The organism is Haladaptatus sp. CMAA 1909, assembly GCF_043952005.1.
Lineage (GTDB): Archaea > Halobacteriota > Halobacteria > Halobacteriales > Haladaptataceae > Haladaptatus.
Window position 1 is genome coordinate 411,521 of the sequence record NZ_JBIOAV010000003.1, and the last position, 20,400, is coordinate 431,920.

At 45.1% G+C, this 20,400-nt stretch carries 15 protein-coding genes; 3 read left to right on the plus strand and 12 right to left on the minus strand.

Annotated features, from left to right (window positions below; translation table 11 throughout):
• Positions 1 to 73 precede the first annotated feature (73 nt).
• The 7 genes from ACGYLY_RS23875 to aglF form a co-directional block, all read right to left on the minus strand.
• Positions 74 to 1,435, minus strand: coding sequence for a nucleotide sugar dehydrogenase (locus tag ACGYLY_RS23875; RefSeq protein ID WP_395285261.1), 1,362 nt, complete (start codon positions 1,433 to 1,435; stop codon positions 74 to 76).
• Positions 1,432 to 2,409, minus strand: coding sequence for a Gfo/Idh/MocA family oxidoreductase (locus ACGYLY_RS23880; RefSeq protein WP_395285262.1), 978 nt, complete (start codon positions 2,407 to 2,409; stop codon positions 1,432 to 1,434). Before ACGYLY_RS23880 ends, ACGYLY_RS23875 begins: the two co-directional genes overlap by 4 nt.
• Positions 2,406 to 3,491 (minus strand): DegT/DnrJ/EryC1/StrS family aminotransferase, encoded by a 1,086-nt coding sequence (locus ACGYLY_RS23885; RefSeq protein ID WP_395285263.1) that lies wholly within the window; start codon positions 3,489 to 3,491, stop codon positions 2,406 to 2,408. The genes ACGYLY_RS23880 and ACGYLY_RS23885 overlap by 4 nt, the downstream gene beginning before the upstream one ends.
• Positions 3,488 to 4,048, minus strand: a complete 561-nt coding sequence (locus tag ACGYLY_RS23890) for an acyltransferase (protein WP_395285264.1) — start codon at positions 4,046 to 4,048, stop codon at positions 3,488 to 3,490. The genes ACGYLY_RS23885 and ACGYLY_RS23890 overlap by 4 nt, the downstream gene beginning before the upstream one ends.
• A gap of 265 nt (positions 4,049 to 4,313) precedes the next feature.
• Entirely contained in the window at positions 4,314 to 5,450 is a 1,137-nt protein-coding gene (locus tag ACGYLY_RS23895; RefSeq protein WP_395285265.1) for a glycosyltransferase family 2 protein, read from the minus strand.
• Between the two features lie 270 nt (positions 5,451 to 5,720).
• The gene (locus ACGYLY_RS23900) at positions 5,721 to 6,632 is read right to left on the minus strand and encodes an NAD-dependent epimerase/dehydratase family protein (RefSeq protein WP_395285266.1); all 912 of its coding nucleotides are present in this window, start codon (positions 6,630 to 6,632) and stop codon (positions 5,721 to 5,723) included.
• Between the two features lie 119 nt (positions 6,633 to 6,751).
• Positions 6,752 to 7,486, minus strand: a complete 735-nt coding sequence (aglF, locus tag ACGYLY_RS23905) for a UTP--glucose-1-phosphate uridylyltransferase AglF (RefSeq protein ID WP_395285267.1) — start codon at positions 7,484 to 7,486, stop codon at positions 6,752 to 6,754.
• An 87-nt stretch (positions 7,487 to 7,573) separates the two neighbouring features.
• On the opposite strand from aglF, the gene aglM reads away from it, so the two are divergent.
• Entirely contained in the window at positions 7,574 to 8,866 is a 1,293-nt protein-coding gene (gene aglM, locus ACGYLY_RS23910) for a UDP-glucose 6-dehydrogenase AglM (RefSeq protein WP_395285268.1), read from the plus strand.
• Between the two features lie 144 nt (positions 8,867 to 9,010).
• On the opposite strand, the gene ACGYLY_RS23915 is transcribed toward aglM, so the two are convergent.
• The 5 genes from ACGYLY_RS23915 to ACGYLY_RS23935 form a co-directional block, all read right to left on the minus strand.
• Positions 9,011 to 10,309 (minus strand): sugar transferase, encoded by a 1,299-nt coding sequence (locus ACGYLY_RS23915; protein WP_395285269.1) that lies wholly within the window; start codon positions 10,307 to 10,309, stop codon positions 9,011 to 9,013.
• An 846-nt stretch (positions 10,310 to 11,155) separates the two neighbouring features.
• The gene (locus ACGYLY_RS23920; RefSeq protein ID WP_395285270.1) at positions 11,156 to 11,980 is read right to left on the minus strand and encodes an undecaprenyl-diphosphate phosphatase; all 825 of its coding nucleotides are present in this window, start codon (positions 11,978 to 11,980) and stop codon (positions 11,156 to 11,158) included.
• A 134-nt stretch (positions 11,981 to 12,114) separates the two neighbouring features.
• Complete coding sequence (locus ACGYLY_RS23925; protein WP_395285271.1) at positions 12,115 to 13,551, minus strand: O-antigen ligase family protein; 1,437 nt, start codon at positions 13,549 to 13,551, stop codon at positions 12,115 to 12,117.
• Positions 13,552 to 13,836: 285 nt separating this feature from the next.
• On the minus strand, positions 13,837 to 16,959 hold the full coding sequence (locus ACGYLY_RS23930) for a hypothetical protein (protein ID WP_395285272.1): 3,123 nt from the start codon (positions 16,957 to 16,959) through the stop codon (positions 13,837 to 13,839).
• On the minus strand, positions 16,960 to 17,148 hold the full coding sequence (locus ACGYLY_RS23935) for a hypothetical protein (protein ID WP_395285273.1): 189 nt from the start codon (positions 17,146 to 17,148) through the stop codon (positions 16,960 to 16,962).
• 108 nt (positions 17,149 to 17,256) lie between these two features.
• Here ACGYLY_RS23935 and ACGYLY_RS23940 point away from each other — a divergent pair, with 108 nt between their 5' ends.
• Positions 17,257 to 18,642: a PQQ-binding-like beta-propeller repeat protein gene (locus tag ACGYLY_RS23940; RefSeq protein WP_395285274.1), complete on the plus strand. Its 1,386-nt coding sequence runs from the start codon at positions 17,257 to 17,259 to the stop codon at positions 18,640 to 18,642.
• A gap of 66 nt (positions 18,643 to 18,708) precedes the next feature.
• Positions 18,709 to 20,259, plus strand: coding sequence for a PQQ-binding-like beta-propeller repeat protein (locus ACGYLY_RS23945; RefSeq protein ID WP_395285275.1), 1,551 nt, complete (start codon positions 18,709 to 18,711; stop codon positions 20,257 to 20,259).
• Positions 20,260 to 20,400: the final 141 nt, after the last annotated feature.

Sequence of the window (20,400 nt, forward strand, 5' to 3'; positions counted from 1 at the left end):
CGAAAGTTATTGAAGATGGTAGAACAAAGAGCCTTCGAAGACAATAGTTCGTACTAAAACATAACGGAATTAATCAGTTCCCTTCTCCAATCGTATATACTCGGTGAGGTGTATCGTCGAGTTGGAGAGCCTGTCGTCCATCTATGATAACTAGTGGGTCGAAACGTGTCCAATCGATGGTAGAGAATTCTTTATGATTCGTTACAAATATTGCTGCACTAGGGTCACAGGAATACATCTCATCCAAAGAGATGGGGGTACCATCAAACGGATCAAAGTCATTAAGCACAGGGTCTACGATTCGGACGTCAGCACCAAGATCGGTGAGCATTTCGACAATGGGCTGGGCAGGTGTGGCTCGGATTTCCTCTATACCAGGGCGATAAGTAAGACCGAGGACTAAGACAGTCGATCCCTCAAGTTTGCGCCCTTCGGCTTCAAACTCTTCGCGGAGTTTGGCGACGGTAAATTCGGGCATCCCATCATTTATCTGTCTTGCAGTTTTCAAGAGTGGCGCATCAGTTTCAAACGACTTGATCAAGAAGTAAGGGTAATAGGGAATACAATGACCACCAACACCTGGACCCGGCGTATGGATGTTGCAGAATGGTTGTGTGTTTGCTGTCTTAATCGCCTCGTTCACGTCGATTCCCAATTCATCGGCAAATAGTGCCAATTCGTTCGCCAGTGCAATGTTAACGTCACGGTACAGTCCTTCGAAAACTTTGACAGCTTCAGCGACGGTTATATCGGAAACCGTCAATACTCCCTCGCTATTAATCTCTTCATAGATCAGACGTGCCGCATCGGCACTCTTCGTATCCGCACCACCGACGACCTTTGGATAAGCACCCCGAATATCTTGTAGGGCACGCCCACTTGACGTACGTTCGGGACAAAACGCGAGACCGAATTCCCCGAGTTCGAGTCCACTACCCTCCTCCAATATTGGAAGAATCGTTTCCCGACAGGTTTTCGGCGGGACAGTTGACTCAACGATAACCAGATCGCCCGCTGAAAGGCCGAGTGAGATATCTTCACCGACCGCACGAAGAACGGATAGATCCGGACTTTTATCATCGTTGATGAGGGTTGGTACGATGACAACGTGAATAGATGAACCCTTCGCAGCGCTACGTGGTTCCTCGACGGCATGCAACGCATCGCGATCAGCGAGGTCAGAAACCAGTTCAGGGAGGCCGGGTTCTCCTGAAATGTGACAATTCCCACGTTCGACCGCAGAAACGACGTCAGGGTCGATGTCAGCACCCGTTACATTTCCGGTTACATCAGCGTATACAGCCGCGAGTGGAAGTCCCATTTTACCAAGACCGTACACCGCGACAGGGATCTCCCCACTCGTCAATGCTTCTCGTTGTCGCTCTTCGCTCGCGTCAGTACCATAGATGTGTTGAAGGATTTGTTCGGAAGTCATTTTTTCGTCTCCTTTTGACCATCTCCATTGGCTATCCGTTGTTCAATGTCAAGCACATAATCCAACGCTTGAAGACCGTCTTCAGCAGTTACAACTGGTTCGTCTCCTGACCGAACCGAGTTTAGGAACGACGATATCTCGTTCTTTAGTGGCTCCGTGTTCTCCACCATGGGTCGTTCAACAATACTTTCATGTCTATATCGAATGTCCCCATCTGACTCAATGTACTCCGGGAGCGAATGTCGATAGATTTCCACCGATTGGTCGATATAATCAATCACGATCTGGCATTGTTGTGCCGTAATTTCGAGCTCTCGAACTTTTTGTTGTGTAACTCGACTTGCAGTCAAACTACCGATCGACCCATTTTCGAACTGGAAGTCAACCGTCGCATATTCGTGATCACCTCCGAAGGCTGCCATCGAAGTAACCGATTCGTTTATGAGCCAGAATAGGATATCAAGGTCGTGGATCATCAGATCTTTTACGACGCTGTCTGGCATTTGGCGATCAAGGGGTGGACCAAGACGTCTTGCAGTAATGCTGATGATATCGATGTCAGGGATGATATCGCGAAGCGCAACGACAGCAGGGTTGAAGCGTTCGATGTGTCCGACCTGGATGATCACGTCGTTTTCTTCAGCCATCTCGATAAGTTCTTCACCCTCCTTACGATGTAAGACGAAGGGCTTCTCGATGAGAATGTGTATACCTCGTTGTATGCACTTCGTCGCCATCTCATGGTGGTACTTGGTTGGAACAGCAATAGAAACGACATCGGCTGCATCGAGGAGGTCGTCCAACTCAAGGACGACGGTTCCACATTTCTCAGCTACACTTTTCGCTTGTTCTGTATCGACATCATATACGCCAACGAGATCCGTGTTCGGAAGTTCACGGTAAACCCGAGCGTGGTGCCGACCCATGTTTCCAACACCGATAACGCCGACAGCTGCATTCGTATCTTTTATCATTTTCTTTCCTCGTAATTCAAAATTGTGTTCGTTATTGTTTTGATATCGTTATCTGTGAGTTCTGGATGAACGGGCAGCGAGAGTACTTCATTTGAAACGCGCTCTGTGACCGCCGCTGAACAGTCATGACCGTCGTAAGCTGTTTGGTTGTGTATTGGAACTGGATAATAGACCCCCGTTCCAATGTCGTTACTCTGAAGATATTCTGATAGCCCTTCCCGATCGTTTGTCCGGATAGTATATTGATGGTACACGTGCCGAGTGTTGTTGGGTTCGGTCGGTGTCGTAATAGACGTATTATTCAGTCCCTGATCGAATGCTGCAGCGTTTGACCGCCTTGCATTGATATATTGCGGAAGTTTTTTGAGCTGCGCACGACCGATTGCTGCTGCAATACTTGTCATCCGAAAATTATGTCCGAGACGAACATGTTCATAACCGCCGTTCGCGGTCCGACCGTGATTGATATAACTTGACGCATGGTCTGCGATGTCTGACCGGTCTGTCGTAATCATCCCTCCTTCCCCAGTCGTCATGTTTTTAGTTGGATAGAATGAAAAGCAAGCGGCGTCACCAATGGACCCAACTTTGCTTCCCTGGTACTCGGCACCGTGTGCTTGCGCAGCGTCTTCCAACAGGGGTATTTGGTAGTTATCAGCAATCTTCTGAAGTTGGTCCATCGCTGCCGGTAATCCATAAAGGTGAACCGCGAGAATGGCATCGATGTCTCTTTCTCGAATCGTCTCCTCAACCGCTTTCGGGTCGAGCGTGTACGTTTCAGCATCGATGTCGGCAAACACGGGCTCGGCCCCAGTGAGCCTAATAGCGTTCGCACTGGCCACAAAGGAGAATGGAGATGTGACGACATGGTCGCCGTCGCCAATGCCGAACGCTTCGAACATCGTATGGAGAGCGGTCGTACCGTTCGAAGTCGCGATACCGTGTTTGGCATCGCAATATGTTGAGAACTCATCTTCAAAAGCCCGGACTTTTGGACCATCTGCGAGCATTCCACTATCCAGAACGTCTAAGACACCATCCTTTTCTTCAGGGCCCATTTGGGGGTTCGCAATTGGAATCATAAATTGTTCCCCCCCTCAAGTTCGGGCGGAAGGTCACGATGAACTGCTGGAGTACCAACTGCAAGCATTCTCGCAGGAACGTCTTCGGTCACGACTGCTCCGGCAGCAACGAACGCTCCCTCGCCAACCGTGACCCCTGGAAGAATCGTGGCATTAGCACCTATCGATACGTCATCTTCGAGGGTTGGTCCTTCCAGGTCGTCGTCTTGGCGAATAGGGTATGAATCATTCGTTAAAACAGCATTTGGACCAAGAAATACTCGGTTACCGATGGTGGTATTTGTCGGGACATACACGTTCGTTTGCATACTTACGTTCGAACCAATGGTGGTCTGGCCATCGATGACGGTGTTTGTACCAATGACGACGCTGTCCCCGATCGTTGTTTCTTCTCTAATCAAAGCACTATGGCCGGTCGTGAGATCAGTTCCGATCACAACGTCATTGTAAATTGTTGTTCCCGAGCGAACAGTTGCTCGCTTGTCGATTGATGGTTTGTCGCTTTCTTCATCATACTGAACGCCGATGGTGGTGTTCGGGCCGAAATCTTGCTCCATATTCACAAAACATCACCTCTCTTCTGACGAGAACAGGTACAGACCAAGTTGATGGGACAACTCGGGTGTGTAATAAGCCGCATGAAAGTCTTGCCGTGAAAGTTCACAGCAATTTTGCGTTCATTTATTCGCATATGCTACATACTTGGTGAAGCAAGCTTAAATCCAACGCTTAAAAGATCCCCTACAAATATTTTTACATATTTATATGGCCATATCGTAATAGATCTGGTTCTTTAAGCAGCGAATTCGAAAAATATCCGGATTAGTCCATATCCCTGCTTGCTGTTTCCCACGTTACGATATTTCGACCTCGAAGAAAATTCCAGAATCCTACCAACATACCGTAATTGGCTGATGTAAAGTAATAGGGAATATGGACAATGCCCGGCACGGAGCGGTCTATTTGGTCGGTAGTCCATCCCAGTATGGCTAAGAAGTAACAACCAAACTGTATCGATAGTAGTACAACCCAAAATGTGGCAGAGGAGAGAGCGACCAGGAACACGTTTGAGGTGAATGCACCAATGAGTAACAGCGGGGATAGCCATCGGAGGACTTTGTGTGAAAACAATTGGAAGGAAAAAATGGGATGGTGAATTGGATTTAAAAGTCCTCGATATTCCGCAACTGTATTCCATGACCGGGTAACTATCCGGATACGGCGTGAGAGTTCAGAATCGACTGAATTACCCGTATTTTCCCACGTAACTGCATCAGGTGCATATTTTACGAGTTTGCCACTCTGAACGATGGCTAACGGTTCAGCGAAGTCACTAATCGCATCCCTCGGGAGAGGAACATATGAGCTTGTTCGAGTAGCGTAGATCGATCCGTTTCCAGTGACTAAGGAATTGAATCTCGATTCTAACTTTTTAATGAACTGTTCGTACTTCCAGTAGAAGGATTCTCCTTCAATATCACTATCGTCCCGGTATCGAAGTTCACCGACGACACATCCAACATCGTCCGAAAACTGTACGATCAATTTTTGAATCGCATCCGGTTCGTACATGCTGTTCGCATCAGAGAAGACGGTAAAGTCAGTATCGACATTTGAAACAACCTGGTTTTGACACTTTGTCTTTCCAACCCTTCCTTCAATTCTCATTAGACGAACGCCTGCATCCGAATAAGACCGGACTATCTCGTCCGTTCGGTCTGACGACGCATCAGAGAAAACAATGATATCTAACTGTTCGTCGGGGTATTCCAGTTGAAGACTGTTTTCAATCTTTTCTTTGATTACATCCTCCTCATTATAGGCGGCGATGACGAGGGTAGTCGAGGGCCATTTTGTGGGTTCTTGAATATTTGTACGACGATTTCGGAATGGAACGAGCAGTAGTGGATAAAGGAGATAGGTGTGTACGATTCCGAAAATACTGGCCCAGAATATCACTGTAATTGCGGTTATCAGAATTGACATAGCGTTTCGTTCCGTGGTTTATTGAGGAACCGTAAAAAACGCCCGCTATTTCTTCCCAATTTGGTTGAGTCCATGATTGATGATTCGAAATAATGGGTGGATATCTGCATTATCATATTGATGATGGAAGAATAGAAAAGTTCTCTGTCTTGGTCTCGAAAATTGGATCTGATTTAATGTTATTCATTTGCCCCCAACTGTTTAAACATCCTCCATACCATATTGATTTGACGAATTTGAAACTTATAGAAACGAAGAGATACCTTCATTTATCGGGACCGTTGGTTCATATCCCAACTTTTCAGTTGCCTTAGTGATGTCTGCTTTGCTCTTTGCAATGTCCCCTGGACGGGGATCGGTATGAACAATCTCAGAAGATGACGCTGAAATGTCGCGGATTGTCTCAGCGAGTTCCCGTATCGTTATGCTTACTCCGGTGCCTATGTTATATGCTTCCCCCACATGATCAGTAGTCGCAGCAAGAATATTGGCCTGCACCACATCGTCAATGTGGACGAAATCACGTGTTTGCTCTCCATCTCCATTCACGGTTATTGGTTCTCCGTTCGTCGCTTGGCGTTTGAAGATACTGATGACTCCACTGTAATCGCCGCTTGACTGCCGCGGTCCGTAAATATTGAAGTACCTGAGAGCGACGGTCTCTAACCCGTACAGTTCCTCGTAGAGGCGGGCATATTGGTCGAGCGCTGATTTCTGCAATCCGTACGGGGACGACGGTGAGAACGGCTCGTCTTCCGAAATCGGAATCTTGGTCGGTAGTCCATAAATCGCACAACTCGACGCTAAGACGATGCGAGCATCGAGGTCTCGCGCTCGTTCGAGCAAGGCAAGCGTCGCATTGAGGTTTACTTCGTTCGCGCACATTGGTTCCTCGACAGACTGTTGGACGCTCACGATTCCAGCTTGATGGAATATCAAATCGACGTTCTCCGTAGCGCGACGAAGAGTTTTGGAATCGCAAATATCTCCCTCAATGACCGTCGCTTCTGCATTTAAATTAGAACGCTTTCCGGTGCTGAAGTTGTCAAGAATTCGAACGTCGTTTTCTTGAACGAGCAGATCGACTAGGTGGCTTCCGACGAATCCTGCTCCACCGGTAACGAGAACTGTTTTGGATGTTGGTGTTTCAATCATTCATCCCTAAATGCAAGGTCTTCTATTAAATCCGTTTCTACTCTAAAAGCGTTTGAACAAAGGCGATGATTTCACAATCCGATGGCTATTCCCCCGGTACGACAACGGTGTGAAATGGCTTATGCGGACGGACTGGCTACTTCTTCGTCTTTAAGTCGCTCTTCCGCCTCGTCGCGGTCCTCGGGATACCCGACGTCGATACGCCAGCCGTCCATGCGAATCGCGTCGATGGTACGACCGCTCCTAATCAGGAGGTCGATAGCCTCACTGATCTCGTACTCGCCGCGATTTGACGGCTGAACAAGCTGACAAGCGTGGAAAATCGCGGGCGAGAATGTGTAGAAACCGGTCATCACAAGGTTCGATGGTGGGTCTTCGGGTTTCTCGACGACATCCGTAATTTCGCCGTAGTCGTTGGTATCACAAACCCCGAATCGGCTGGCGTCCTCGTACGGTACCTCCTCGGTGAGGAATGCAGCATCCGCTCGATCTTCCTGTTGCCGACTAATCACATCTTCCAAATTCGCCTGGAAGATGTTGTCGCCCAGAATCAGCATGAAATCGTCATCGATGTGTTCCTCGACGGTCAACAGTGCGTGGGCGAGCCCCTTTTGTTCTCTCTGATGAGTATAGGTAATCGGAATCCCATCGAACTCGTCATCATAGTAGCTGATGATATCTTCTTTTCGATAGCCAACGACAACGATAAACTCCTCGGCACCGAGTTCAGCTAATTGCTCGAAGCAGTGAGTAATGATGGGTTTGCCATTCACTTCAACTAAGCCCTTAGGCTTATTGTCGGTGAGCGGTCGAAGGCGGGTTCCTTTGCCAGCTGCCAGGACTACAGCTTTCATACATTTGAACGTGAATCCCAGCCATAAATACCTTTAGACCCATCTATATGAGAAGGTTCAAGCAAAGCGGGATTAGTAACCTTTCTAATGGAACTTAGCATTGTTGGGAGTGGTTACGTAGGAACGACTGTCGCCACCTGTTTCGCCGATCTCGGACATTTGGTCACCAACATCGATATCGACGAGAACATTGTTGAACAACTCAACGACGGCCAGGCACCTATTCACGAGCCTGGATTAGATGCCCTTGTCGCCAAACATGGTGGGACTCGACTCAAGGCGACGACGGACTACGATGCAATCCGAGAAACGGACATGACGTTTCTCGCCCTTCCGACGCCCTCCCGGCCGGACGGCAGTATCGACACGTCGATAATTGAAGCGGGAGCCCGTTCGCTCGGTGAAGCCTTGACTTCGAAAGAAGACTATCACCTCGTCGTCGTCAAGAGTACGGTCGTTCCCGGAACGACCGAGGAAGTTCTTGGTACCATCATCGAGGACGCGTCAAACATGACTCTAAGAGAGGACTTTGACGTGGCGATGAACCCTGAATTCCTCCGTGAAGGAAGTGCAGTTGAGGATTTCCTCGGACCGGATAAGGTTGTTCTAGGAACCGAAAACGACCGTGCGAACGAGCGACTGTCGTCAGTTTTTGAGCCGCTTGTCAATTCGTCGGCTCCTGCGGTCGTCGAAACTGGCATCCGCGAGGCGGAGATGATAAAATACGCGAATAACGCGTTCCTCGCCACCAAAGTCAGTTTGGTTAATGAACTCGGAAACATCTGCAAAGTGTATGAGGTGGACGCCTATGAAGTCATGGACGCCATCGGTCTCGACGACCGGATAGGCGAGAGATTCCTCCGTAGCGGCGTCGGGTGGGGGGGTAGTTGCTTCCCAAAAGATACGGCTGCACTTGTTGCTGCTGCACATAACAGGGGATATGAACCGTCACTCATTGAAGCTGCCATTGAGGTAAACGAAAAACAGCCACAGCGATTGCTCGCGTTACTCGAAAATCACGTCCATCTCGATGCTAAGCGTATCGCGGTACTTGGACTAGCTTTCAAACCCGGTACCGACGATGTTCGTAACTCCCGTGCGATTCCGATCATTGACGAACTTCAAAACCGGGGTGCAACTGTTGTGGCCTACGACCCCGTTGCAACTGAGAATATGCGCGAACATTTCCCTGATATTGTGTATACCGAGTCTGCAACAGCAGCTCTTGATGATGCAGACGGCGTGCTCGTTGTGACAGACTGGGACGAGTTCGCCGCCTTAGATGATGAGTTCGAGTTGATGACGGATCCAGTGGTTGTGGATGGTCGTCGAATTATCGAACGGCGTGACGGTATCACGTATGATGGTCTTACCTGGTAGTCCCGAAGGAATAATCAAAGTTCGGTTTGACATCCCTATGAAAACCAGTGCAGTCTGAGGGATCTCACACTTTTCAAACAATGATGTATAAATTTTAAATTGTGTACGTAATGTACTTTATCGGCGGTTGGAATGATTTTTCGGTTATTGATCTTCTTGTTCTTTTCTGCGGATGAGGTCGTTGACATCTTTGACTACTTGCCAAAGTTGACGCGTTACAATTTGCACGTCGAACCAAAATGTTTGTCGACGAATGTATTCGATGTCGTACCGAAGCTTCTTCGCAGGTTCGTGTCCGGTGGCGTCGCTGATTTGTGCAAGTCCAGTTAGACCGGGCTTGATAAACCAACGCTTTCGCCACTCGACGACACCAGTTTCGATATCGGAATCAAGTTCTGGTCGCTCTGGACGCGGTCCGACAACGCTCATGTCCCCGATGAGAATAGACCATAGCTGTGGGATTTCGTCTAGATGAGTCTTCCTTAGGATTCTGCCGACACGCGTGACGCGCGGGTCGATTTCACCCTTGTCTTCCTCGCTAACTTTGGCCCCGGTTTCGGCTTCGGCATTGGTGACCATACTCCTAAATTTGTACACCTGAAACGTCCCGCCGAATTCTGCGGTCCTTGCTTGGCTGTAAAATACGGGGCCGGGACTGTCAAGCTTGACTGCTAATGCGATGATGGCGAGAAGCGGTGCGAATGCGAGGAGGCTGAACGTCGCGAACAATACATCAAATATTCGTTTGAATATATAATCCTGCCAATCCCACGGTTCGAGTGCAATCTCTACGAGTTCGTCGTCTTCTGTAGCTTCTGTCTTAGTGAGAACACTATCGATGTGCCGTGTCGGAGCTTTCGCGGTTACCCCGTGCTTGTGACACGTATCGAGTGCACCAAAGAACTCTGCCCTGTCTGTTGTCGAGAAGGCCAAGATTGCTGTGTCGACTCCTTTCTCGATGAGGACGTTTTCCAGGCGTGAAAGGCCGCCAAGACGTTCGATACCCAAGAGTGGTTGTTCGGTCCCGCCGTCAGTGACGACGCGTTCCAATTTTCCCCTACGTACTTCATTCCCACTCGATGGTGAGACGTATCCTAATATTGGTGTGTTGACATTTTTGAGAATGTCTGCAACATAGCGCACATCATCACCAACTACTATCGCAGGCGCGTTGGTATCTGTTGGTTGTCGACGAATAGCAACGAACAGTGCTGGAAGACAAATCCCAAGCACTACCGTGATAATGATAAGTGTCGAACGAGGGAGACGATATGAATAGTCCGCGTAACCGAGTGTGGCAAGTCCTAAAATGGCGATAACCAATCGTTTTTCTGTTACTGAAAGTGTGTCCAATACTCGCCGAGGACGCGGTTTGAACATCGGAATAAGACTCGTAGTCATGACGAAAACAGTAATAAGACCAGCAATGACAAGCTTGGACATGGGAAGTACTGTCGTATGGAGTTGATTGAGTACTGGTATGCTCTCCGTAACAATCGATTGGATCGTTGGATTATTCGCTATCACGACGGACAGTGTAACTAATGATATAGTTCCAGTAACACTAGCAAATCGATAACGGAATGTGGAGAGCATTATTTGATAAAGAATTTGTGCAATCTCATAAATGCTGCGCCCTAATTGCGAAATAGTCAATAGATCTGAGAATCAATACTTACAAGGTATCTTATAATTTCTGTTTATCATGTAGATCGCGGACAACCGTTGGTTATTTTTCATAGATTTATTCGGAAATGGCGGGTAATCTGTCTCTGATTCAATGGTATGTTTTTGCCGTATTCAGTAGGAGCTATATTACAATATCAGACGCAGTCGAGGTCCCTATATGGTCGGCAGGTCCTTGAACGCTATTCCAAAATATTCATCAAACCTATTCGATCAGTACTCATGCATATAAAAACACACGTTTTTATATGTATGTCGTCATTTTGGAAAGGATATATTTGTGCAATTCTTTTATCGGCTGTCTTGTGGTTAGTGATTTTTCAATTTCTCTGGGTGTTATTTTGAACATACAGTTATGAACTGTGACCGAACACATAATGAATGGGCACTATATCATCAGAACAGAAAATACGTCGTATTTGATTGGGAATATATCCGTTTTACTATAAAAGAATGTATTATTGGGGAACGATAAAGTGAAAAAGATGACTAAAGATGAAATTATGATTGCAGCTGGTATTCTTCTTGGAACGCTCGGAATCGGTTACGCCTTCATTGGATTTTGAATATTTTAAAACAGGAAGAATAATTTCGAGATATTAACTAGACAAGGAGTAGAAAAATACCACCGACAATCGCTAGTGTTCCGATACCAACACAGACTGCCCAGAATGAAACACGCTCGACCACCCTTAATAGTGCATCGATGGTGATATAACCGACAATAGCACTAGTTGTCAGCGCAATAATTGCCATGGTAAGTGATACATTTGGAAGGCCGTTCGTTTCGAGGACGACTAATACACCAGCACCTGCAGCTGCAGGAATGCTGAGCAGAAACGACAGGCGAAATGCGTTCTCACCATTATATCCCCTGAAAAGAAGGGTACCTGCTGTAGTTCCTGATCGAGAAACTCCAGGAAGGATTGCCAGTCCTTGCATTCCGCCGACGAGGACTGCATCTGTCAGTGTGGGTGTCTCACGATTCCCTAATTCGAATTGATTCGCCGAACGGAGTAATAATCCGGTTCCAATCAGTAACACTCCGATGAGTGCGACGAATCCACCACCTGCTAGTTCAGATACGACTGCATCTAATGTCTTGTACGCGAGAATTCCAACGATTCCTGATGTAAGAGTGGCAACAAAAAGAAACGAAAATTCTGCCTGCCTTTTTTCGAACGCCGAATTTGGACTCCACCCCTGAAGTGAGCTTAAAACACCTTTGAGTTCTTCACGATAGTATACTGTGGCAGCGAACGCTGTCCCAGCGTGGAGAAACAGTGAAAAACGGAGTGCTGCCTCCGGTTGTCTCCCCATTGCTCGAAGGAATAGGGTTAAATTACCTTCGCTGGATATTGGGAGCCACTCGAAAATACCTTGAAGAATTCCTGCGATGAATGCAACGATAAGAGACTCGTCGACCATGAGTAGGTGTATACACCGATGGGGAAAGGCAATTCGGTTTCTAATTTGTCGGACGATCTTCTCTCAAATAATAATTATTATTATATAAAATAAATATTGTATACAACCATCCATTAATACTGTAAAAATATAACCTATCGCTCATACCCACAGATAAGATAGCCAAATACTAATAAAGCAAGAATAGATGCGACAGCATTATTGAACAAGGTATAAACAGAAAATGATTGATGAACAGCAAATGCCAACGCAAATCCAAGCATTGGTACATCAACGAAATCCCGTTTAATAACTCCTTCAATAATACTACCCACGACAATCACAATGTAGGCTAATCCACCCACTATTCCAATGTTGAGGAAAATTTGTACATACGAGTTATGAGGAGATCGTCCCTGTAATCTTGAAACAGAAATAAATGGTTCAATAACATCGTGAGTATTTACGACACCATATCCAAATAGGGATGGCGAATTTTTGATCGCTTGAAGACCGGCCAGCCAAAGCTCTGATCGGCCATGTGCTTCGACTAAACCGATTCCTAAGAGAATACTAAAAAGGAAAAATATTGAAAGTGTTCCAAGCACGACTACTGTATATGGAACAGCTCGACGCCCAATAACAATGTAGCTAATATAAACAGCCATTGCTAGTCCAAATGCCAACCAAGACGCACGGGCATATGTTAAGTACATTCCCACACCATTTAATACAAACAATATACCTGAAACTGGTAAAAGGAGAAACTCACTCCGCTGAATCCCTTCAACAACTAATACGAATGCTCCAAATGTACCCGCGAAAGCAAGCACACCTAAAATATTGGGATTTGAAAGAGCTGACTGAAGATAATGAAATTCTACACCGATTAACGGAACTGTAGCAGTGCTGGCAAAGAACTTGGGTTGAAGCCATAAAAGATTATATGAACCAAAAAGATAGACTGGAATCCCAATAAAAACAAAGAAACCAGAGGTGAGTGAAATACTCCACAAGAATATATTCCTAGATACATATCTAGGAATAATAAATAGGCAAATCCCGAAAAATATTCCGGCATATACAACGAAAGACGCTCTTGTCGAACCAGCACTCATTTGGTTAACATGGAAAAAGTAGACTGCTAAGATTACAATGTATGCACTGATATATATTATTCGACTTCGAAGAAATTCAAATGCATTGTATCCTACAAATGGATAGACAGCATATAACAAGAAAATAAAAATAACATGTGGGGTTCGTCCATTGGCTGGAATGTACAAGTTGCGCTGTCGTAGGAGAACAAAAGTTAATAATATCAGTAGAGATATTTGTGCAATGTGTACCCAGAACCCTTCATCTTCTGAATAATACGCATGCATGAGTAGTAATACTGGAGTGAGACTGAGAAAGAATACATCAAGATAGAATGAACCTAACCACCCGGGTGCATTCCGTGCTCCAGAAAGAACTCCTATGAAGATAAGTGGAACTAGTAGGAGTTGAACGAGAGCAACTGGTTGAAAATCACTTGTAAATGGATTTAGCGAAGAGTAAGAAGAAGAATTATGATTGTCTTTAATGCTCATGTTGGTTACCTCGTTAGCTATAGCACTTTTTGAACTAGAGCATAAAAAGAGTATCTCTTCCATTCCTTACTTAAACAACCTTACCAATAGCTTGAGAACCTGAGGCTCTTTCTCTTATCCGCGTTTCGTTAGCGAAATCCAATTTTGCTTCCAATTACACTAAAACAACTACCAATATTCGGCATATCTCATTCCTAATTATCGGCCTAACTATTGATGGCTGATCTCTAAAAATGTACTATCAGTCTATTCGTAATTCATATAGGTTGTGTTCTCCGTATGTGATTAGCTTTCAAAAACTGCAAATCCAATTGATTCCTCTCCATGATTCATTTCACTATCGATACTCTGCTCTTCTTCAATTTTTACCTCAACTCCAGCTGAAGATAAATTTCGATACCGAAGATTGCATGTATTAGAGCCTCTGAACGATTGTATGTCTGCGATGAATTGCGGAGATTCATACCTTTGGTCAAAGGATATTCGAGACCAATCGTCAGTAATTCTCTCATTTGTGCGGTGTACCTCAAATCGTTTTCCGTTTAATTTACCAGTTTTTTCCTCAAGTGCAATATAACCAATTGACTCCGGAACATGACCACTATTAATGTTTGATTGAGATTCTTGTACGCGAATAGTAAATGAATCTCTTGTGATGTCAGACAACCTAGTGATGCAAGCTTGGGAACCGTGATGTGTTTGTGATTGCGCAAAGACGACTGGCGGTCGATTAAATGAAGTTTCAAATGAAGACGTTTGCGGCTCATCTGTAGCCGAGATCATTCCGGCTTTCACTGAATATCGAGACCCATCTGCAAGAAATAGTTCATTATCTCCCGGTTCTGTAGCTAATGTGTGGAATGTTTCGCTACTATGATCCCCATCAGTGTAGGCCCACTCTTCGATTTGATATTGCATTTCACCATTAGGTCCCTCACGGAGACGAACATGTGCTGGCTGCCAGCCTTTAGTTGAAAGTGGTTTTGCTATAATTATTTGCGACGAATTAAACTTGGATGAAAATTGATACCAATCCTGATCATTTGTCACATTTGTCGATATTGTGTCTACTATGAGTGCATTACCTTCAAAGACAGCATAGCCAACAGCTTCGGTTGCATGGCCTACTTCACCGTCTTTGCTCCTTTCTTCTTCCACCATTACTTCTACGCTATCGCTCGTCAAATTTCTATATCGAAGACTCGATGGATCAAAGCCATGATATGTCTGCAAATTTGCAATGAAACGGGGGTCTGAATATTTTTGGTTAAATGAAATATGAAACCATTCGTCAGTGACTGATTGTGATGTTCGCTGCACTTCGAATGGTTTCCCATCTAAATTCCCAGTATCTTGCTCGAAAGCAATATATCCAATTGTTTCTTCAACATGATACCTACTTTCCGCTTCTGATTCTTGTATCTGAACTTTGAATTCATCATTTGCGACATCCTGGATACGAGTAATGATTGGATTAGAACTATTTGTGGTCTGGCTTTGGGCCATGACTACTGGTCGATTCGATCCAAAGAAGTTATTAAGTGATTTTCTTGCGAATTCATCTGTCGTTGTTACCGTACCGGCTTTCATTCGATATGTAGACCCGTCCTCAAGTTCGAATTTATGTTCAGCTGGAGGAATTGATATAGTACTGAATGTTTCCTCACTATGCAATCCGTCAATATAATTCCACTCTTCAATTTTATAGACGGCGTCTGTATCTGTTGTGTTTCTTATTCGGGTATGTGCTGGTTGCCGACCAACATTTGAGAGCGGTTTACTAATAGTAATTCCCGGCGATTCTGTATCTGTCCCAATCGTGTGCCATGTCTCACTATCGGGTTGATACACTGTCGCTTTATCTGTGGTGATCGTGCCATTGGGCTTAAATGGGACTCCATTAATACTCCAAACTGCGGACCCACTCCCTTTAGTGAAAACAACGCCTCCGATAACATAAAACGAATATATTTCTCCAGGGGGCACTTCACCCGATGCAACTTTCGAATCAGGTGGTCTCACTGGTGAACCATTTGGTCCCCAATCCATCGCGATCGTTGCACTATCATCACCTGCTGGCAGAATATCATTACCTGCTCTAATTAAATAAGATGCCTCTGAATTGTTCTCTCTATTATCAATTTTGACTAGTTGAGCAGTTTGCAATGGAACTTGACCAAGTTCTGGTGGATCAAGGAGTGGTGGTTGTGTGTTTGGCGATGTTGGGTTACCATTCGTAGTAACACGATTCTGAACGTATCTTGAATCCGTTTGTCTGCCGGACCCACCTAAGACACCAGAGATTTCTCCCCACTCGTCTGGTGTCTGGTCAATTGAGACTGCATACGTGTAGGGATGATCATTCTCGACTTGGATATCTCTAAGTTGAAGATATTCGAGATTCGCCACATCACCATCATTCATTCGTCCGGGTAACGTATAGATCGCGTCGTGACTTTTATGAGATTTATAACTAATTCTCACATTCTGAACATTGATTCTTGAGACCGGCGTTGGACCTGTAATTGGTCCTCCACAGGAAGTTTCAGGATAGCGATGATAGAAGTCGCTATCAGCAATAGTAATTGTCCCCTCATAGCTACTGACACCCCGTGAAGAATCAGTTGGAACTGAACCTTCCGCATTTACGCCCCGCTGGAGGGATCCACCGGACCATGCCTGAATTGGATGTTTGTCGTCCTTAATTGAAACACAGTTACGTACTTCGGTGTTCCCACCTAATCGCATTCCATTCTGAGTATTCCGCTGGAAGCAATTATATACCTTCATAGGACCTTCAAGATTCTTCGCGTACATTGTGTTTTCAGCCCAGAGCTCAAACCAGCAACGGTTAAACACGAGTTCACCCTTTCCTGATTCAACAAGAATTGCTCGGCGATTACTTGCCTCATCTGGTTCACATGCCCCTTCGTGGAAATAGCAATCCTGTAAAAGACCACGAGTACCTTCTGCCGCGGAGAGTCTAAAATAAGTTCGAGCTTCACTTGAGTCACCGGACCTCACGTTCGAGTCTGTGGCGGCCCGTACCTTTCCACGAGTAACCAATCGCTTGAGTTCCCAATCACCCGATTCGTAGTTCATCCGTACGAATGGGGGCACTGGGGTATCTCGCATATCCAGTTCGAATCCATCCATGACGAATCCTTGTGAGTATACATCGACCCACCGGATGTTATCTCCTGACTGGCCGGGAACGAGGCGAGCACCGTTGGGCGCAATGAGTTGAAGGTTGTCAACACCTGACTGAACGACGAGTTCATTGAGCTTGTACGTTCCTGAGGGGAAGACTATCGTAGTGTCCTCTCTGGCAACATTATTCAAAACGCTATCAATCGGGGTGTCTCCACTGTCATCTGCACCTTCTTCGACAATATTATATGTTGGCATTCAGATGCCTCCCGCTAGTGAATCAAGTACCTGCTTTTCTTCTGAATATGGAATACATTTTTCACCTATATTTTCTTCTGTGTTTTTCATCCCTGAAATTGTAGGGATGAAGAGACTATAATATTCTGTTACACAACTTATCCAAATACTATGTTGCTGGCTATCAATTTCGTTAATAAGTGTTTTCATGAGATAAAAAGACTTCATGCTTGTCGATATAAAATTTTTACTATTTTAGTTGCCTGAGAGCGAAACCAAAAGATTTATATTGTAAGTTTTTATTACATAAACCAATTAATGAAGAAACAACTTCAATTAGAAGGTCAGGGAAACAATCGGCGTACTTTCTTAAAAACAGTAGGTGTTACATTGAGTGCAGCTGCGATTGAAACCGGGAATATTGTTGCAAAGGAGTCCGATAGTGAAGATCCAGTTGTTAACAGCGAATGGACAACAGTTCGGTCAAATCCAAATCGGACTGGTGTCATTTCTGGTGACGGACCGAAACCATATGCAACAACAGATCGGAAATTGGATTTGGATGGTAGCATGCTGCATAAGGAGCCAATTGTAACTAATGACGCAATATACCTATCAATCACAACAAATAGTAATTCTGGGGAGAGTGCGGGTTATATCGCTGGTTACGATCGTGAGACAGGTGATGTAAAATGGAAGCAGTCTGATCTTCCATCACCTAAAACTCCGTCCGTTGACGATGATTTACTATATGTCGCTACCAACGTACCAGAAAGCCCAGAAGCGAATAACGGGGGGCTTTATGCTCTCGATATTAATAACGGAAGCATAGAGTGGAGTCGTACTGATGATCTTCGTTGGATTTCCCCACTTGTTGTAGAGGATCGAGTCTTTACAGCAAATGAAGGCGGTGCATTAGCACTTAATAAGCAAACTGGTGAAACGATTTGGAGAACACCAGGTATCGGTACACTAACTGACGGGAGTGATGGAGCCCTAAGTTATGGGGATGGGGTTCTCTTCTTTAGCGATGGGAAAGCCCTGAACTCGTCGGATGGGTCAGTAAGATGGGATATTGGTGATGAAGCGGCTACATATGCCAATCATATTGTCTCAAACAAGCGAGTTTACTACCTCAAAATAGAGTATATCGACGGTAGCGATGATACTGTGACACTTGAATCTCGATTAGCAGCAGATGGATCAATTGATTGGACACGTGATCTCGAAAGTACAGCAGCAGTAGATAAGCGCTTTGCAGTCACAGATAACTCTCTTATTCTCTTTGATTCAAGTGAAGAAGAAACTTTGATAGCACTCAATCCTGAAAACGGATCAACACAATGGACACAAGAGTTAGCTGGTGAATTTTTCAGTAGACCAACTGCTGCTAACGATATGGTTTATATAGGTGGTCGATACATGCTACCATCCAAACCGGGCATAGGTAAAGCACTCATTTACGCGATTGATGTGACCACGGGGGATCCCGAATGGGTTCATTTACTTGACACCGGGTCGCTTGAAACCTCTCCAGAGGAGCCACCAGCTGCGGGAATCCCTGTCGTGGCTGGCGGAAAAATATATACAACAACGTATCCTGCTGGTTCAATGCTCGACTATGAATATTTACTCTACTCCAACTTTTTTGTATTGGGAGATTCAGAAAGTAAATCGGGCAATACTAAGGAAACTCTTCCTTGACCCGATAAATTTCAGCGTATAAACTTTATCACAAAACTTATGGCCTATAATCGAAATTATTTTGTTATGAGTGAAACTAGTCGACGAAGCTTCATCAAAGGTGTTGGTATTCTTGGTACAGCAGCTGGAATTGGATCGGGATTTGGTCTTTCGATAGCAGAGGCTAAAGAATCCAATGACTCATGGACAACCTTTCGAGGAAACGCTGGCCGTACCGGTACAACCTCTGACAGTGGTCCTAAGACAAATATCACAACAGAATGGTCGTTCGATTTAAATGGAGGAATGAGTTCAGTCGAACCAATTGTCGCTAATGAACTCTTGTATTTAGCTGTAACAACACAACAAACACAATCATCTGGCAGCGGCTATGTTGCTGCTTATAATCCAAAAACACAAAAGGAAGTCTGGAAATTTGATGGGATTTCTCCACCAGGAACACCAACATATGAGAATGGTGTATTATATTTTGATACCAATGGATCAAAATCATCTAATTCATCAGGTTTTTTCGCTCTTGATGCCTCAACTGGAAAAGAAAAATGGAATAGAGAAGATTCATTTGGCATTACAAATCCCCTGATCGTAAATGGTCGCCTGTTCGCGAGCGGTTCAAGTCATGCTAGCGAACATGATTGGGACACTGGTGATGCAATATGGCAAACTGATGTGGCCAGTGGACCAGCATGTTTTGCAGATAATACCCTTTTCTACGAAAATGGCGTCGCGTTGAATGCTGACAATGGGTCTGTGTTATGGAATGTATCAAATGAGAAAGAGCGGCTACAAACTGTATCAGAGGGAAGGGTTTATGGAGTAAAGAATAATGGCAGCTCTGAAGTAATTATAAAAGCCCGATCCAGTAATGATGGATCAGTCCAATGGTCATATGCAGTTGAAACAGAAGTTACTTGGTCGAATCCTCGACTTACAATCGCAGGTGAACACGTTCTATTCCATACCGGGAATACCATTAGGGCTCTCAATGCAAGCAATGGAGACGAAGCTTGGTCATATGATGCAAATGCAACGATCTCGGGAGCTCTGTCTGTAGGCGATGGAGTTCTCTATGCTGGTGGCCGGAGTGATTTAGAGACAGAGACAGGGAACGCGGTCGTTTTGGCGTTAGATCCAGAATCTGGTAAACGTCAATGGCGTCATGATTTTGGCAGCTGGAATTTTGACGAATATGGTCCTGCAGCTAATTCTCCGATTGTTGCTAATGGAGAAATATACACGGCAACATATCCAATGAACTCAACTACGGATTGGATGTACACCGAGTTTGGAAATTTCCATGTTCTGGGGGGAGATATGGACTCTAACACTACACAGACCACAACCAGGAAAACAACGACAAGCTCGACGAATTCAGGAGCAACCTCTACGAAGACGGACACGAGTTCCACTACTCAATCAACCATCACCAATATCACCAACTCTGGTTCGTCTACAACACAGACAACAGATACTAACAAGAAGACAACATCTAGTAGCTTAACCAGTACAAATACAACCAAAACGACATCCTCTGATGGTCAGCCGGGGTTAGGTGTGCTCACAGCTATCGGCGGTCTATCTGGTCTTGTGGCATATCTTCGATCTACATTAGAATAACTACCTCCTTACCTACTTCTTAAGTTGAAAGTTGAATAAGGTTCGATTCCAAATCTGATAGACAGCAGTTGCAGACCAATCAATGATTTCTTAATAGTAAAATATATAGTTGTCCACAACTATGTGATAAATAGGACGAAT

Coding starts and splice junctions, on each gene's coding strand:
- ACGYLY_RS23885 (WP_395285263.1), bottom strand. CDS start 3,491: ATGATTCCAATTGCGAACCCCCAAATGGGCCCTGAAGAAAAGGATGGT.
- ACGYLY_RS23945 (WP_395285275.1), top strand. CDS start 18,709: ATGAGTGAAACTAGTCGACGAAGCTTCATCAAAGGTGTTGGTATTCTT.
- ACGYLY_RS23915 (WP_395285269.1), bottom strand. CDS start 10,309: ATGTCCAAGCTTGTCATTGCTGGTCTTATTACTGTTTTCGTCATGACT.
- ACGYLY_RS23890 (WP_395285264.1), bottom strand. CDS start 4,048: ATGGAGCAAGATTTCGGCCCGAACACCACCATCGGCGTTCAGTATGAT.
- aglF (WP_395285267.1), bottom strand. CDS start 7,486: ATGAAAGCTGTAGTCCTGGCAGCTGGCAAAGGAACCCGCCTTCGACCG.
- ACGYLY_RS23920 (WP_395285270.1), bottom strand. CDS start 11,980: ATGGTCGACGAGTCTCTTATCGTTGCATTCATCGCAGGAATTCTTCAA.
- ACGYLY_RS23875 (WP_395285261.1), bottom strand. CDS start 1,435: ATGACTTCCGAACAAATCCTTCAACACATCTATGGTACTGACGCGAGC.
- ACGYLY_RS23935 (WP_395285273.1), bottom strand. CDS start 17,148: ATGAAAACACTTATTAACGAAATTGATAGCCAGCAACATAGTATTTGG.
- ACGYLY_RS23900 (WP_395285266.1), bottom strand. CDS start 6,632: ATGATTGAAACACCAACATCCAAAACAGTTCTCGTTACCGGTGGAGCA.
- ACGYLY_RS23930 (WP_395285272.1), bottom strand. CDS start 16,959: ATGCCAACATATAATATTGTCGAAGAAGGTGCAGATGACAGTGGAGAC.
- ACGYLY_RS23880 (WP_395285262.1), bottom strand. CDS start 2,409: ATGATAAAAGATACGAATGCAGCTGTCGGCGTTATCGGTGTTGGAAAC.
- ACGYLY_RS23940 (WP_395285274.1), top strand. CDS start 17,257: ATGAAGAAACAACTTCAATTAGAAGGTCAGGGAAACAATCGGCGTACT.
- aglM (WP_395285268.1), top strand. CDS start 7,574: ATGGAACTTAGCATTGTTGGGAGTGGTTACGTAGGAACGACTGTCGCC.
- ACGYLY_RS23925 (WP_395285271.1), bottom strand. CDS start 13,551: ATGAGCATTAAAGACAATCATAATTCTTCTTCTTACTCTTCGCTAAAT.